Origin of the sequence: uncultured Draconibacterium sp., assembly GCF_913060805.1 — a bacterium.
Classification (GTDB): domain Bacteria; phylum Bacteroidota; class Bacteroidia; order Bacteroidales; family Prolixibacteraceae; genus Draconibacterium.
On the sequence record NZ_CAJXTC010000013.1, the window covers coordinates 85,879 to 101,228 of the forward strand.

13 protein-coding genes are annotated in these 15,350 nt (G+C 38.6%); 7 read left to right on the plus strand and 6 right to left on the minus strand.

Translation table 11 applies throughout. The features are described 5' to 3' along the window. Positions 1 to 65: 65 nt before the first annotated feature. On the minus strand, positions 66 to 1,253 hold the full coding sequence (locus QZ576_RS10035) for a glycosyltransferase family 2 protein (RefSeq protein WP_297096661.1): 1,188 nt from the start codon (positions 1,251 to 1,253) through the stop codon (positions 66 to 68). A 72-nt stretch (positions 1,254 to 1,325) separates the two neighbouring features. Then, the gene (locus tag QZ576_RS10040) at positions 1,326 to 1,922 is read right to left on the minus strand and encodes an OmpH family outer membrane protein (RefSeq protein WP_297096662.1); all 597 of its coding nucleotides are present in this window, start codon (positions 1,920 to 1,922) and stop codon (positions 1,326 to 1,328) included. 286 nt (positions 1,923 to 2,208) lie between these two features. On the opposite strand from QZ576_RS10040, the gene QZ576_RS10045 reads away from it, so the two are divergent. Then, positions 2,209 to 3,120 (plus strand): proline dehydrogenase family protein, encoded by a 912-nt coding sequence (locus QZ576_RS10045; protein ID WP_297096663.1) that lies wholly within the window; start codon positions 2,209 to 2,211, stop codon positions 3,118 to 3,120. Between the two features lie 51 nt (positions 3,121 to 3,171). On the opposite strand, the gene QZ576_RS10050 is transcribed toward QZ576_RS10045, so the two are convergent. After that, positions 3,172 to 3,744: a nitroreductase family protein gene (locus QZ576_RS10050; protein ID WP_297096665.1), complete on the minus strand. Its 573-nt coding sequence runs from the start codon at positions 3,742 to 3,744 to the stop codon at positions 3,172 to 3,174. A 284-nt stretch (positions 3,745 to 4,028) separates the two neighbouring features. Between QZ576_RS10050 and QZ576_RS10055 the strand changes: the two genes are divergently transcribed. The 4 genes from QZ576_RS10055 to xylE all read left to right on the plus strand — a co-directional run bounded on the left by QZ576_RS10055 (position 4,029) and on the right by xylE (position 9,638). After that, complete coding sequence (locus QZ576_RS10055; protein ID WP_297096667.1) at positions 4,029 to 5,018, plus strand: GntR family transcriptional regulator; 990 nt, start codon at positions 4,029 to 4,031, stop codon at positions 5,016 to 5,018. Positions 5,019 to 5,132: 114 nt separating this feature from the next. Further along, positions 5,133 to 6,617, plus strand: a complete 1,485-nt coding sequence (locus tag QZ576_RS10060; protein ID WP_297096669.1) for an FGGY family carbohydrate kinase — start codon at positions 5,133 to 5,135, stop codon at positions 6,615 to 6,617. A 64-nt stretch (positions 6,618 to 6,681) separates the two neighbouring features. Continuing rightward, positions 6,682 to 8,007 carry a xylose isomerase gene (gene xylA, locus QZ576_RS10065; RefSeq protein WP_297096671.1) on the plus strand — a complete coding sequence of 442 codons (1,326 nt, stop codon included), beginning with the start codon at positions 6,682 to 6,684 and terminating at the stop codon, positions 8,005 to 8,007. A 254-nt stretch (positions 8,008 to 8,261) separates the two neighbouring features. After that, on the plus strand, positions 8,262 to 9,638 hold the full coding sequence (gene xylE, locus QZ576_RS10070) for a D-xylose transporter XylE (protein WP_297096673.1): 1,377 nt from the start codon (positions 8,262 to 8,264) through the stop codon (positions 9,636 to 9,638). A 67-nt stretch (positions 9,639 to 9,705) separates the two neighbouring features. Here xylE and QZ576_RS10075 read toward each other — a convergent pair whose 3' ends face one another. Together QZ576_RS10075 and QZ576_RS10080 are read right to left on the minus strand one after the other, a co-directional pair. Next, positions 9,706 to 9,879 (minus strand): hypothetical protein, encoded by a 174-nt coding sequence (locus QZ576_RS10075; RefSeq protein ID WP_297096675.1) that lies wholly within the window; start codon positions 9,877 to 9,879, stop codon positions 9,706 to 9,708. A 9-nt stretch (positions 9,880 to 9,888) separates the two neighbouring features. Next, positions 9,889 to 10,470, minus strand: coding sequence for a superoxide dismutase (locus tag QZ576_RS10080; RefSeq protein WP_367270473.1), 582 nt, complete (start codon positions 10,468 to 10,470; stop codon positions 9,889 to 9,891). A gap of 248 nt (positions 10,471 to 10,718) precedes the next feature. Here QZ576_RS10080 and QZ576_RS10085 point away from each other — a divergent pair, with 248 nt between their 5' ends. After that, a complete protein-coding gene (locus tag QZ576_RS10085) occupies positions 10,719 to 11,690 on the plus strand; it encodes a glycosyltransferase (RefSeq protein WP_297096679.1) in 972 nt (323 codons plus the stop codon). An 83-nt stretch (positions 11,691 to 11,773) separates the two neighbouring features. Then, on the plus strand, positions 11,774 to 14,395 hold the full coding sequence (locus tag QZ576_RS10090) for a tetratricopeptide repeat protein (protein WP_297096681.1): 2,622 nt from the start codon (positions 11,774 to 11,776) through the stop codon (positions 14,393 to 14,395). 82 nt (positions 14,396 to 14,477) lie between these two features. On the opposite strand, the gene QZ576_RS10095 is transcribed toward QZ576_RS10090, so the two are convergent. After that, entirely contained in the window at positions 14,478 to 15,077 is a 600-nt protein-coding gene (locus QZ576_RS10095) for a superoxide dismutase (RefSeq protein ID WP_297096684.1), read from the minus strand. Positions 15,078 to 15,350: the final 273 nt, after the last annotated feature.

Below are 15,350 nucleotides of genomic sequence, written 5' to 3' on the forward strand. Positions count from 1 at the left end.
ACTAACATGGAAGGAAGCGCAATTTCAAATTGTATGAGAGAAGTTGTTTCCCCAATGCAAAAACTTTATTCCGGCTGCTCTTGGTTTAATAAATTAACCTGCTGTTGCAAATCCGCTTTCTGATAAAATTTCTCGTGGGCAAAATTCAGAAACTTCAGGATTTTAAAGGCATTGAACTTTTGAAAGAAACGCACCTTAAAAGTTTCTACACGCGAACAATTGCTATTTAAATCCTCCAACTCAAGTTCAAATTTATCCAGCTCCAAAAATTCTTTTACAGGTTTATTTAATGTGTCGACCAACTCCAAATAATCGTTTTGTTGAATTTTAAACAGACGATCTTTCTGCGCAAAAAACTGCTGCAGATTTTGAAACGCTTCGAAGTTGTAGGTCAGTGAGAGGTCCTCCTCGCCTTTCATCCATTTTTGCAAAATGGGGCCGGTACCAAAAGGCACCCGATTCGACAAACGTGCCGATGGATAAACCTTCGTGCTTGTTATTTCGCCAACCCGACCAATTTGCACCAGGTTTTGCAGAAAATAAAAATCTTCGCCTGCCTGTCGCCGATTCATACCGCCCCGTTTAACGTAGGCTTCCGCTTTTACGGCAAAGGCAGAGCCAATCGTAAACAACGAATACGGATAACCCGAATAATGAAGTGCCCGTTTGTAATAATCGAGGTACAGTTCGTACAACTCAATCCCTTCGCGGTGCTTTTCATTCAACTGTTGTTTTTGATGCTCAAAAGCCAGTGTTGCTCCAACCTGTTTCGGATGTTCTTTGAAATGCTTCTCAATTTCAACCAGGTAGTTTTTTGCTACCAGCGTATCGGCATCCAACGACACCAGAATTCCGTCCTTGTTATTGCTAATGTTGAATCTTCTGATGGCTTCATCCATTCCCTTTTTGCGCGCTAAACCGGCTCCTGCCCACTTCTTCTTCAGGTTTATTGGGCCAACTGCATAAAAACGAATACCGCTTTTTGGGTTCGCTGCTATCCATTTGTCGGCCTCAGCTTTTGTTTGAGCGTTTAAACGGATCGTTTCTTCGTCGGCCACTTCCGATTGATTAATCAACAGAATAACTTCTACCATACAATCCGGCAAATCGCACTGATTCAACGAATTCAAGGTTTTCGATAATTCCTGTTCCCGTAAACACGGAATTACAACGATTATTCCCGGTGCTGATTCCGGCAACTCGTTAATGAGGATTTGGTGCTGATTTTTTTCCAGGTACTTATCGGCGAACATAAGACAAAGCTAAAATAAAAAGCAAAAAAAATCCGGGCGCTAACCCGGATTTCCATTTATGCTTGTGCTAATTTATTCTGCTTTTTCGGCATCGTATTCTTCGTTCAACGCCTTTAAAACGTCGGCTGTGATATTATTCATTTCAGGGCCAACCAAAACGTTTGCGCCATTTAAAATGTAATCGTAACCGGCTTTTTCGTTGTAACGATCCAGGTAATCCATCATATTGTCCAGAATTTGATTGTTGTTCTCTTGCTGAATTTTAGCCAGCTTAGTCGACAATTCCTGATCCAGTTTCTGAATTTCCTGCTCTTTACCCAATAAACGATCGCGCTCTTGTACGGCACGTTCTTCAGTTAAAAAGCCTCCACGCTGAAGTTTTTCCTGGAAAGCAGCAGCTTCCTTTTCAAACGACTGACGTTTAGTTCCGTATTCAGTTGTATAAGCTTCCTGTTGTTTTGTAAACTCATCGTGCAAATCTTGCGACAAGGTGTAATTTAAAAGCACCGAATCGGCTTTAATATAAGCGATTTTCAGATCGCCACCGGTTCCGGCTGCGGCTTTAATTGGTGTTCCTTCACTGGCTCCGCCACTTGTAAAATGCAAAACGTACAAAACTGCAACTGCAACAAAAAGCACTACACTAACTACTAACGATGTTCCTTTCATCTTTTTTTATTTTTTACTTCATCAATTTATTCAAAACAAGTTGCGCTTCGGGCAACCGCTATTTTCAATAAACTTTTAGGTTCAACTTTTTAAATCCCGACAAAGATACTTTTTTAGCGGAAATGCCCTACTCTAATTAACAATTTTTTCATGTTATTAATAATCAACAAGTTCTACATAAAAGCTGCATAAAATCATGCTTTGCCAATGATAAACATCATTGCACGAGGGGAGTCGCGCATAGTATTTTTATGCTGCGAAAAATAGTATTTACCTAAAAAATAAAATGTTGAATAAGTTAATAGCAAACATGTTGCCTTTCATGCCCAAAAAACTGGTTTGGGTTTTCTCGAAAAGGTACATTGCAGGCGAATCGATGGAAGAAGGTTTGCTTGCCTCGAAACTACTGAATGAAAAAGGGATTGAAGTTACGGTTGATATTTTAGGTGAATTTATTACCACACTTGACGAGGCACAAAGAAACCGTGACGAATATACTGAGGTGATCGAGCGGTTTACCTCGGAGAATGTACAAGGTAATTTCTCGATAAAACCAACCATGTTCGGGATGCTTCTTGATAAAGAGGTGTGCTATAACCTGCTTCGCGAAGTTGTTCAGTTTGCAGCCGGGAAAGATTCTTTCATTCGTATTGACATGGAAGACTCGCAGTGTGTTGATATGGAGTTGGATATCTTTCGCCGTTTGAGAAAAGAATTTCCAAAACATGTTGGTTTGGTACTTCAGGCTTATTTACGCAGAACCGAAAGCGATTTGGTATCGCTGAACGACCTGAACAGCGCCAACTACCCTATCAGTTTCAGACTGTGTAAAGGTATTTACGTTGAACCCGAAAACATTGCTTTTAAAGAGTACGACGAGGTTCGCCAGCATTTCCTGAGGGATTTGAAATACATGTTCGACAATAAAATGTACGTGGGAATTGCCACTCACGATAAATTTCTGGTTGAGGAATCGATGAAAATGATTAAGGAAATGAACATCCCGGAAAACATGTTCGAATTCCAGATGCTGTACGGAGTAACACCCGATCTGCGCCAGATGATCGTTGACAACGGACACAAAATGCGTGTGTATGTTCCGTTTGGCGAAAAATGGTTTAACTATTCGACCAGGAGATTAAAAGAGAATCCAAAAATGGCTCAACATATAATTAAGGCACTTTTTATAAGGGGGTAATTTTTAGGAGTTAAACTGAAAAGGATGGCAGTGCCATCCTTTTTTTATGCTTTAATCTTTTAAAATAACAACCTCGTCAAGCGGTCGTTTCGGCACATGATGCACGCCATTTTCATCGCGCCAGTATTTTATGTTACCATCTTTGGCCTCATCAATTACTACTTCTTCCGCCGGTTTTCCCAACGCAATTATATATAGTAACTCCAGCTTCTCGTCCAATCCCAGCAATTTGGCAACTTTGGCTTTATTTACCGAACCTATCATACAACCGCCAAAACCATCTTCGGCAGCGCCCAGCAAAATACTTTGCATGGCAATTCCGTCGTCGCAATAATGATTGTCGGCAATATTATGGTCTTTAATAACTGCAACATAGGCTACCGGTCGTTCACCTTCAGCCGGCCCCTTCCAGTTCGATAAATACCCGGCCCATCCCAACAACGGAAATATCTTTACACACCTTTCGGGTTGGGTAACAATGGCGTATTTTAAAGGCTGCGCATTTCGTCCACTGGCCGAAAGCCGTGCTAAATCTATCCACTTGGTAATTTGTTCTGAAGAAATTTTTACCGCCTCATCAAACCGGCGATAACTGCGATTACGGGTTATAAGTTCTTTGATCATGATTTTTCAGTTTCTTACTGAAGTAAAATTAAAAGAAAAAAGGATAGAACCTGAGGCTAAAAAAGAATTGCTGACCAAACTTAACCACTAGAAAAAATAACCTCACTCTACCCTTTTGTTCAAAAACGTAATTTGCGGGCAACTATTGCACCCGATAACTTTAATTAATGTTAAATAAAGAATAGCGATTTTAGTAAGCACTTCAAATTCAATAGGGTAATTACAATTATTATTACTAGATTTGTGGAACAGAACAGAATAGGGTTCTGAAATTTAACCAAACTATGAACATAAAATTCACCATCGAGAAGAACTCTAACGTTCTGAAATTCCAGCAATTAGTTGACGCCATCCTCGATTCCATCAGCCGAAATGAGTTAAAAGAAGGCGATATGCTTCCTTCGGTAAATCAGATTATGAAGGATTGCAAACTATCGAGAGATACGGTTTTTAAAGCTTATGCTGAGCTAAAAAAACGTGGTGTGGTTGAATCGGTTCCTAACCGCGGTTATTTTGTTACCCGAAAAATTACCAAGATATTTTTGTTCCTCGACACGTTTAAGGCCTACAAAGAAGTGCTTTATCATTCTATTCTGAATCACTTGCCGAAAAACATAAGTGTCGATCTTCATTTTCACCACTACAACATCGACCTTTTTGATAAGATTATTACCGAAAGCGTAGGGCGCTACACCAAATATATCGTAATGAATTTCGACCATAATAAGGTGAAAAAGATTATTGATAAGATTCCGGAAGAACAACTACTTATTATCGACTGGAAAATTAACGCAGAAGGGAAATCGAGCGTTTATCAGAATTTTGGAGAAGCTGTTTACAATTGCCTCGACGAAAATATAAGCGCCATTTCGAAATACAAACGTTTTACACTGTTTTATCCTGAATTTACCTATCACCCGCGCGAGGTTGTGGATAATTTTGAACGCTTAGGTAAAAAATATAATTTGAACCACCGGGTAATAACCACCTTCGATGAATTTGATTTGCAGGAAGGCGACCTCTATTTTCTGGTGAGCGACCGCACGCTGGCAAGTTTTCTTGATCAGTGTGCAGAAAAAGGATTTGAGCCCGGACGGGAAGTCGGCGTGATATCGTATAACGAGACCCCGATGAAAAAATACGTTAAGGAAGGCATAACAGTAATATCAACCGATTTTATGCTGATGGGGCAAAAAGCAGCCGAGTTTATTTTGAAAGGAAAGCCTATAAATGTTGAGGTTCCAACCACTTTAAAACTCCGGTCGTCGCTATAAACATGTTTTATAACACTTTTTTTAGAGTTTGAGATAATACAAAATACATTTATTTTTGCAACCATATCAGAACAGAACAGATTAAAAACTAAATAAATAAAATCACTTATAATCATGCACTTATTAGGACTCGACATCGGAAGCTCTTCAGTTAAGGTTTCTTTGGTAGAAGCCAACAGCGGAAACGTAGTGGCTTCATCGTTTTACCCAAAACAGGAAATGAAAATCACCGCTCACAAAGCAGGATGGGCAGAACAGGCGCCTGAGCTTTGGTGGGAAAACCTGAAATTAGCGCTTGCCGAAGTTCTTTTGACTTCGAATGTTGATAAAGAAAGTATCGAGTCGATCGGTATTTCGTACCAAATGCATGGTTTGGTAATGGTGGATAAAAATCAGGAAGTTCTGCGCCCGTCGATTATTTGGTGCGACAGCCGCGCTGCTGTTTATGGCGACAAGGCTTTCGACGAAATTGGCGGCCAGCGTTGTTTAACCAACCTGTTGAACTCGCCGGGTAACTTTACCGCATCGAAACTAAAATGGGTAAAGGAAAACGAGCCGGAAACATTTGCGAAGGTGGATAAAATTATGCTTCCGGGCGATTACATTGCCATGAAACTTACCGGCGAAGCACAAACAACAATCAGCGGTCTTTCTGAAGGCATTATGTGGAATTTCAAGGAAAACGACCTGGCTAAAATGTTGTTCGACAACTACGGTTTTTCATCCGATATCATTCCTGAGATTGTACCAACATTTGCTCCGTCGGGACAGGTAAGCGCCAAAACGGCTGTGGAATTGGGTCTGTCAACAAAAACAAAAGTGAGTTACCGTGCCGGCGACCAGCCCAACAACGCCTTGTCGTTAAATGTGTTGAATCCGGGAGAAATTGCAACTACTGCCGGAACTTCGGGAGTGGTTTACGGTGTAAGCAACGAAATTAAATACGATCCGCAATCGCGTGTAAACACTTTTGCGCACGTTAATCATACTCCGGAAGATCCACGATTGGGTGTTCTGTTGTGTATTAACGGAACAGGAATTTTAAATGCATGGTTGAAACGAATGGTAGCCGAAGATCTTTCGTATGAGGCAATGAATGACCTCGCTTCGAAAGTGGCAATCGGATCTGATGGCATCTCTATCCTACCCTTCGGAAACGGCGCCGAGCGTGTTCTTCAGAACAAAAATATCGGTTCACTTTTCTCGGGTATCAACTTTAACATTCACGGAAAAGGACATTTGTTGCGTGCCGCACAGGAAGGAATTGTTTTCTCGTTTAAATATGGAATGAATATCATGAAAAATATTGGCATCGATGCATCGGTAATTAAAGCCGGTAAAGCAAACATGTTCCTCAGCCCTATTTTCAGAGAAACACTGGCCGGAATTTCGGGTGCAACTATTGAGCTGTACAATACCGACGGATCGGTTGGTGCTGCGCGCGGTGCCGGTGTTGGATCGGGTTATTATAAATCGTTTAACGAAGCTTTCTCGAATCTTAAAAAGCTGGATGTAATTGAGCCTGACACACAAAAAATTGCGGCCTACCAGGAAGCTTACGAAAGCTGGAAATCGGAACTAGAAAAAGCAATAAAATAGCACGTAACTCAAGCTAAAAAGAGAGATAAATACAGATAAAATAACAATTCATAAAATTACTAAAATGGAAGTTTTAAAAGGAAACAAAGAGTATTTTAAAGGAATCGATCAAATTAAATTCGAAGGTCCTGATTCAAAAAATCCAATGGCGTTTAAATGGTACGACGAGAACAGAGTTGTTGCCGGAAAAACAATGAAAGAACACCTGCGTTTTGCAGTGGCTTACTGGCATACTTTCTGTGCAACCGGTGACGATCCGTTTGGAGCAGGAACGCAAATTTTCCCATGGCACGGTGCTGCCGACCCGATTGATGCGGCGAAAGAAAAAATGGATGCAGCTTTCGAATTCATCACAAAATTAGGTGCTCCTTTCTACTGTTTCCACGATGTTGACGTTGTTGGCGGTGGATCAGTTTTCGAAATTGAAAAGAAACTGGCCAAAATGGTGGAATACGCCAAAGAAAAACAAGCTGCCTCAGGCGTGAAACTGCTTTGGGGAACAGCCAACGTTTTCAGCGATCCACGTTACATGAACGGTGCATCAACCAACCCTGATTTTAACGTAGTTGCCAATGCAGCTGTTCAGGTAAAAAATGCTATCGATGCAACAATTGCACTGGGCGGAACCGGATACACTTTCTGGGGAGGACGCGAAGGTTATATGAGCCTGCACAACACCGATACAAAACGCGAATTGGATCACCTGGGAGAATTCCTTCGTATGGCACGCGATTACGGTCGCAAACAAGGTTTTACCGGTTCTTTCTTTATCGAACCAAAACCAATGGAGCCAACAAAACACCAGTACGATTATGATGCGCAAACTGTTATCGGTTTCCTTAGAGCGAATGGTTTGGAAAAAGATTTTACATTGAATATTGAAGTAAACCACGCTACACTTGCAGGTCATACTTTTGCTCACGACCTGAGAATGTCGACTGATGCAGGTCTACTTGGATCTATTGATGCCAACAAAGGTGACTACCAAAACGGATGGGATACTGACGAATTCCCAACCAACATTTACGAAGTTACTGAAGCAATGTTGGAGATTCTTCCTGCAGGAGGTTTTACATATGGTGGTATTAACTTCGATGCTAAAACACGTCGTAACTCAACCGATTTGGAAGATATTTTCATCTCACACATTGGTGGTATGGACGTTTTTGCACGTGCCCTTGTAATTGCAGATAAAATTCTGAACGACTCGCAATATTGCGCTATGCGTGCTGCACGTTATGCTTCGTTCGACGAAGGTAAAGGTGCCGAATTTGAAAGCGGTAAATTAACCATTGAAGATATGTACGCTATTGCAAAAGAAGTTGGCGAGCCTGCTCAGATCAGCGGAAAGCAAGAGATGATCGAACAATTGATCAACTGGTACTTATAATCACTGTTTTTCAATAAAACTTAGAGACTGTTTTGATTTTATTTTTAAGAAATATTATGAAGGATTTTTTGCATATACAAAGTAAAATTGACACGAATAGCCATAGCTATTTAAGGAAATTTTACTGCCGGATATGCGAAAAAGACGAATAATAGAATTAATGAATAAATTCAAAACAGTCTCTTACAATAGTCCCGATTCATTATATTTGAAACGGGACTATTTCCTATTTATAAACCAATGAAAAACCACTTATGAAGAACAATAGCTTTTATATTTTTTCGATAACCATTGTGGCAACCCTCGGAGGCCTGCTTTTTGGTTACGATACTGCAGTAATTTCCGGTGCCGAAAAATCGGTGCAGGCTTTTCTTATCGACAGCCAGGGACTAAGTACTTTAATTCATGGCTTAACCATTTCAAGTGCCTTAATTGGCTGTATTATTGGTGGAGGAATATCGGGTATTTTTGCCTTAAAAATTGGCCGTAGAAAATCGCTGATGATCGCTGCGCTGCTTTTCTTTATTTCAGCGCTGGGTTCGGGATATCCCGAATTTCTATTCTTCGAAAAAGGCCAGGCCACCATGGGATTGTTATACATGTTTAATGTTTACCGCATAATTGGTGGAATTGGCGTTGGTATGGCATCGGCTATCGTTCCGATGTACATTGGTGAAATTGCCCCGGAACATATTCGCGGACGGTTAGTTTCGATAAATCAGTTTGCTATCATCTTCGGAATGTTGGTGGTGTACTTTGTTAACTGGGGAATTGCGAATGGTCAAAGTTTGGAATGGATCAACGAAATCGGTTGGAGAAGAATGTTCTTGTCAGAATCGATCCCTGCCGGATTATTTGGCATTTTATTGTTTTTTGTTCCAGAAACACCACGCTACCTTACCTTGAAACAAAAAGATAGCGAAGCCCTTGTTATTCTTGAAAAAATTAATGGAAAAAGCAGGGCAAAAGAAATTCTTAACGATATTAAAGCCACAGTTGAAAGTCATTCAGGCAAATTATGGTCGTACGGAAAACTGGTGATTATTATTGGTATTCTGCTTTCTGTATTTCAGCAATTTGTTGGAATTAATGTGGCGTTATATTATGCACCACGCATTTTCGAAAGTATGGGAGCAGCCAAAGACGCATCGATGTTGCAAACCATTGTAATGGGATTGGTGAACGTTATTTTTACCGTTGTAGCCATATTAACGGTTGACAAATGGGGACGTAAACCGCTGTTAATGGTTGGCTCAATCGGTATGGCAGTTGGAATGTTTGCCATTGCAGGCTTAGCCTTTTTTGAAATAATTGGAACCAGCACACTGGTATTCATTATTGTTTATACGGCTTCATTTATGATGTCGTGGGGACCGATTTGCTGGGTTCTGATCTCTGAAATCTTCCCGAATAAAATTCGTGGTCGTGCAGTTGCAATTGCCGTTGTTGCGCAGTGGGCAGCTAACTACTTCATTTCATCAACCTACCCGGCCATGATGGAATTTAGCGGCGCTGTAACTTATGGATTCTATGGATTAATGAGTTTACTGTCATTCTTCTTTGTATGGAAGATGGTGCCCGAAACAAAAGGAAAAACTTTAGAGGAGATGGAAAGTCTCTGGAAAAAATAGTTTTTAGTTGAAACGATTTAGATGATAATGAGGGTCTCACTCGGAGTGAGGCCCTCATTTGTAAAAACTATTTTGGCTCCCAAAAGCATCGCTTTGGTGACACAATTTTCTCTTCGGCCTTCAGCACTTTCATTGCTTTATCTACTTCTTTCTTGTCCAATCCGGAAGCTTCGGCAATTTCTCCGGCCTTCATTGGTTTTCCGGCAGCCTGCATGGCCGCCAAAACTTTTTCGGCACTCATTTTCTACTGTTAAGCAAAACGTTCTGAAACAACTTTCCAGTCTACAATGTTCCAAAAATCGGCAACATAAGCAGGACGTGCATTTTGCTTATCCAGGTAATATGCATGCTCCCAAACATCGCAGGTTAGCAATGGTTTTTTACCATCGCGCAATGGGTTTCCGGCATTACTTGTCTGAACGATTTCCAACTCCCCTTTTTCATCAACTACCAACCATGCCCAGCCCGAGCCAAACAAAGTGGCAGCTGCTTTCAAGAACGCCTCTTTAAAAGCATCGAACGAACCGAATTTAGCATCGATAGCTGCTTTTAATTCATCTTTTGGTTCTTTACAACCATCAGGACTGAATTGCATAAAATAGAACGTGTGGTTCCACACCTGAGCTCCGTTATTAAAAATACCACCTTCGGCCTTTTTAATAATGTCTTCCAGACTTGCGTTTTCAAACTCAGTTCCTTCAATCAGGTTATTTACGTTATTCACATAAGCCTGGTGGTGTTTTCCGTAGTGGAACTCGATTGTTTTTTCACTTATTACTGGTTCCAATGCATTCTTTGCATATGGAAGTTTTGGTAAACTAAATGCCATAATTCTTCTTGTTTAAAGATTATTAATTTGATTTTTTGTTTTCTAAAGGTACAACGTTTTTGGGGCAAAAAGGATTAGTTGTTGGGTTAATTTGGAAGGAGTTTAAATAAATACTATTTTCAGGAGAGTTATGGGTTTATTGCTAGTTTAGCAATCGAAACAACACAGATTAAACACTAGCACCGACAAGCTAAATTAAATACTCATCAAGTAGTAAAAGAAAGTAAAGATAATAGTAACCATTAATACAAATGGCAACCAAAATGTCCTTCAATAAAACCATCGCAGTTGTTATTCCCTGCTATAAAGTAAAAAAACATATTCTTAAAGTTATAGATAAGCTTCCTGAATACATTGATTTTATCATAGTAATTGATGATAAGTGTCCAGAAGAAACTGGTAAATTTGTTGAAAAGGAATGCTCTGACAGTAGAGTAAAAATTGTTTATAACAAAGTGAACATGGGAGTGGGAGGAGCAACAAAAAACGGTTATAGAAGTGCCCATGACCTTGGTGCGGATATTATAATAAAAATTGATGGTGACGATCAAATGGATACAACCAACATTCCTAAATTAATCAAACCAATTCAAGAAAACAAAGCAGATTATACTAAAGGTAACAGGTTTTTCTATTTATCTGAACTAAAATCAATGCCCAGCATCAGACTGTTTGGAAACAGTATACTTTCGATGATTAATAAAGGTGTTAGAGGATATTGGAGTATTACTGATCCAACAAATGGTTTCACAGCTTTAAATAGTAAAGTACTCATATATATTTCGCTTGATAAAATCGAGAACAGGTATTTTTTTGAAAGCGATATGTTATTTCGTCTGGCAACCTGTCGTGCTGTGGTTCAAGATATCCCAATGCACGCTAAGTACGGTGATGAAGTGAGTAATTTAAGCATCTGGAAAACAGCTATAGCCTTTCCTCTGAAATACCTTCCCCGATTTTTTAAAAGACTTTTTTACACTTATGTTTTGCGTGACTTTAATATTGGAACACTTCACTTAATTTTTGGTACTATTTTTTTAATATTCGGAGTTATTTTTGGAAGTATTGTTTGGATTAAGAGCATACAAACAGGTGTAGCCGCCTCAACAGGTACTATCATGATTTGTGTTCTGCCCGTAATACTAGGCTTTCAAATGCTTTTATCATTTATTTCTCATGATATGCATAATCAGCCTAAAGTCCCACTAAATCAACTCGACTAGTAAATAATACAATCAAAAAATACAAATTCGTTATTGCAATCATCTATTTTCAAGCCTGATTTTATAATTTAAAGCACCACACTATGGGGGATTCTACAAAAATTTTTTTTAAAAACTTCTGGTTGTCTATTAAATATCTAATTAGTTTAAAATTTTTCATGGAGCTTTTTGACTCAAACGAAAGAGCGAAAAGGGATGGCGTGTACCGAATGTTAATGATAATTATATCTGTCTTCCTGCTCATTTTAATGCTCTCCATTGTAAAAGATTATGGTTTGTCTGGAGATGAGCTAAATAGTCACAATCAAGTCGAAAGGGTATATGAATATTTTAAAAATGGTGACACAAGTGCTTATGAAGATACTCCCGGATACCTAAATTTATATGGGCTTTCAGGAAATATTATTGCAGAAACAATAGCTAAATTATTTCCAAATGTTTCAATCTGGCTTGTTCGCCATTATGTAAATGTTTTATTTGGATTTTTGGGAATTGTTTTTGTGGGTTTAATAGGCCTTAGGCTCGCTGGAGGTTTAGGAGGTCTTATTTCTCTTATTTTTATGGGGTTATCTCCCCGATACTTTGGTCATTCGTTCAATAATCTACTTGACATCCCATTTGCCGTTGGTTATATTATTTCAATTTATTATATAATTCGTTTATTTGATTTCTGGCCGAAGATAAAAATACGCCACGCAATTGGCTTAATATTAGGAATAAGTTTTTCAATCAGTAATAGAGCACCTGGAGCCATGCTATATGGTTATTTATTAGGCTATGCAGGTCTATTTTATATTTTTAACATAAGTCAAAAAGAATTCTGGAGACTAAAAAAATACAGGAAAGATATTTTTCGATTTGTTGCATTGTATTTTGGAATAGTTATAATAAGCTACGGTTTAAGCCTTGCTGTATGGCCATACGGATTGAGAAATCCCTTAATGGCAATTCCGAATGTACTAAAACACTTCTCTGCAATTCCAGTAAATATGACCACCATATTTAATGGAGAACAAGAATTTTCTAATTTGTTACCGAGAACATATGCTCCTGTATACTTATTCGTTGGCACACCATTATTTATTGGTATTGGTTTTATATTTTCACCCACTTTATTCTTCAAACAAAAAAAGATTGCGGCAATTACATTTCTTTTCTTTACCGCACTTTTCCCTGTTACTTATCTGATATATCAAAAAGCAAATTTATACAGTGGAATGAGACATTTAACATTTATCGTCCCATCCTTTGTAATTATCGCTGCCTTAAGTTGGAATAAAATTATTGGCATTATTAATAAATATTATAAAATTATTCCGACAGCATTATTAATCATTCTGATGTTTCTTCCCTTGCGACACATAATAGCCAACCACCCCAATCAATATGTATATTTTAATGAAATTATTGGAGGGATGAAAGGAGGATATGCCAACTATGATATGGATTATTTTTATAATTCGACAAAGGCAGGAGTTAATTGGCTTGAAAATAATGTTGATCTAAATTCAGATTCACTTGTAGTTATAACCCATGGACCAACTCATTGGTATTTTGAAGAACATCCTAATATTTCATTGAAATATTCCAGATATTATGAAAAAAGTAGGGAAGATTGGGATTATGCCATTTATTCCAATGTATTTATTAATAGAGAACAGTTATTGGGGGATAATTTCCCTCCTAGAGGTACAATTAAAACAATTGATGTTGATGGATATCCCGTAGCAATTATTTTAAAACGTCTTTCGAAAGAGGATTACAAAGGTTTTGAAGCTTTAAAACAAAGACGATTAAAGGAAGCAAAAACTCACTTCAAAAATTTTCTTAAGGTTTACCCTGAAAACGAAGAAGTACTGGAGGGCTATGCTCGTACCATGTTAATGGAGCGGAAACTTGACTCCACCATTATTTATGCCGACAGTTCGATTTATTATAATCCACGTCAAATCGGAGCATGGTTATTAGAAGCCTCTGCCTATAATTCTATGAAGAAATGGAACGAGGCTTTGGAGGCTTCAAACAAAATGCTCGATATCAAAGAGGAGTTTGCAGAAGGCCAATTTCAGAAAGGTATTGCATTAAAAAATCTGAATAAACCGAATGATGCATTAAAAGCATTTCAAAAAGCGATTGCTTATAAAAAGGATTACTATGAAGCCCATATGCAAATGGCAGACATCCTGATGAATTACAGAAACTTCAAAAAGGCATTAGAGCTCTACAATAAGGTTCTCAGTTTTAGAAAAGATGATTTATTTGCCAAAGTTTATAGTGCAAAATGCTACCACTTGCTAAACGACAATGCAAATGCAACTAAATTACTGAACGGATTACCAGAAAGAAATTTCGAAGTAGTTAAAGTAAAATGTAGAATGGCTATGCAACAAAACGATTGGAACAATGCCGGACGTTATTTAAATATGGCCCGAAACATTAACAATAATGCAGAGCTATTTGTACTCAGAGCCCAATATTTAATGATGCAAAAAAGAGTGGATCTGGCGAAACAAAACCTTGACAAAGCTATTGAACTTGATCCAATAAATCGCGAAGCTCAGGAACTACAAAAATCATTTACACAAACCGTACAAGCAGTAGAAACTCCACAGACACAACAAGACAACTCTTCGTCTCAACAATCAATTATGTTTCAAGAGCCAAAAGAGGAAAGAAAGAATATAATAACATTCCCTTCAAAATAAGGCAGAATACCTAACATAAAACAACACGAGATAGCAATAAAAACCCCGGAGCCTCTGCTCCGGGGAAAAAACCAAAAATCAACTAACCTTTAAACCGCCTGGCGACTTCATCCCAGTTGATGAGATTCCAGAATGCATTCACATAATCCGGACGTCTGTTTTGGTAGTTCAGGTAATATGCATGTTCCCATACATCGATCCCCAAAATTGGAGTTCCCTGAACTTCGGCCACATCCATCAGCGGATTATCCTGATTGGGCGTAGACGAAACCACCAGCTTATTGTTTTGAAGAACCAACCATGCCCAACCTGACCCAAAGCGAGTCAAAGCTGCCTTGGTGAAGGCTTCCTGAAAATTTTCTATGCTTCCAAATGAATCATTTACTGCGTCTAATAAAACTCCTTCCGGAGCCGGTGCACCACCCGGTGCAATTACTTCCCAGTACAAATTGTGGTTGAAAAAACCACCACCATTGTTACGTACTGCTACGGATTGACCAGACACTCCACTTAAAATTTCTTCTATCGATTTTCCTGCAAGATCAGTTCCTTCAACAGCCCCGTTCAGGTTTGTTGTATAACCTGCGTGGTGCTTACTGTGATGGATTTCCATTGTTCTTGCATCAATATGTGGCTCCAGTGCCGTGTAATCGTATCCTAATTTTGGTAATTCAAATGCCATTTTATATTATTTAAAAGATTTAAATATTCTTATTTCTCTTTAGCAAAAATATACGCTATTTAGAATTATTCCAAATCTTCGAATAATAAAACACATTGAAATCCTTTATTGTTCATAGAAGGAACTAATAAATACAGAACTTCAATGAATTAAACCATAAAATCAGGCTAAAAAGCCAGCAGCTGCAAGCCAAAAGAGAAGGAAAAATATTTATTTACTTTTATCTGTTTAATGGCCTAATCAATAATGTTACCTTTGCCAACTCACAAAAAA

Coding starts and splice junctions, on each gene's coding strand:
- QZ576_RS10035 (WP_297096661.1), bottom strand. CDS start 1,253: ATGTTCGCCGATAAGTACCTGGAAAAAAATCAGCACCAAATCCTCATT.
- QZ576_RS10040 (WP_297096662.1), bottom strand. CDS start 1,922: ATGAAAGGAACATCGTTAGTAGTTAGTGTAGTGCTTTTTGTTGCAGTT.
- QZ576_RS10045 (WP_297096663.1), top strand. CDS start 2,209: ATGTTGAATAAGTTAATAGCAAACATGTTGCCTTTCATGCCCAAAAAA.
- QZ576_RS10050 (WP_297096665.1), bottom strand. CDS start 3,744: ATGATCAAAGAACTTATAACCCGTAATCGCAGTTATCGCCGGTTTGAT.
- QZ576_RS10055 (WP_297096667.1), top strand. CDS start 4,029: ATGAACATAAAATTCACCATCGAGAAGAACTCTAACGTTCTGAAATTC.
- QZ576_RS10060 (WP_297096669.1), top strand. CDS start 5,133: ATGCACTTATTAGGACTCGACATCGGAAGCTCTTCAGTTAAGGTTTCT.
- xylA (WP_297096671.1), top strand. CDS start 6,682: ATGGAAGTTTTAAAAGGAAACAAAGAGTATTTTAAAGGAATCGATCAA.
- xylE (WP_297096673.1), top strand. CDS start 8,262: ATGAAGAACAATAGCTTTTATATTTTTTCGATAACCATTGTGGCAACC.
- QZ576_RS10075 (WP_297096675.1), bottom strand. CDS start 9,879: ATGAGTGCCGAAAAAGTTTTGGCGGCCATGCAGGCTGCCGGAAAACCA.
- QZ576_RS10085 (WP_297096679.1), top strand. CDS start 10,719: ATGGCAACCAAAATGTCCTTCAATAAAACCATCGCAGTTGTTATTCCC.
- QZ576_RS10090 (WP_297096681.1), top strand. CDS start 11,774: ATGGGGGATTCTACAAAAATTTTTTTTAAAAACTTCTGGTTGTCTATT.
- QZ576_RS10095 (WP_297096684.1), bottom strand. CDS start 15,077: ATGGCATTTGAATTACCAAAATTAGGATACGATTACACGGCACTGGAG.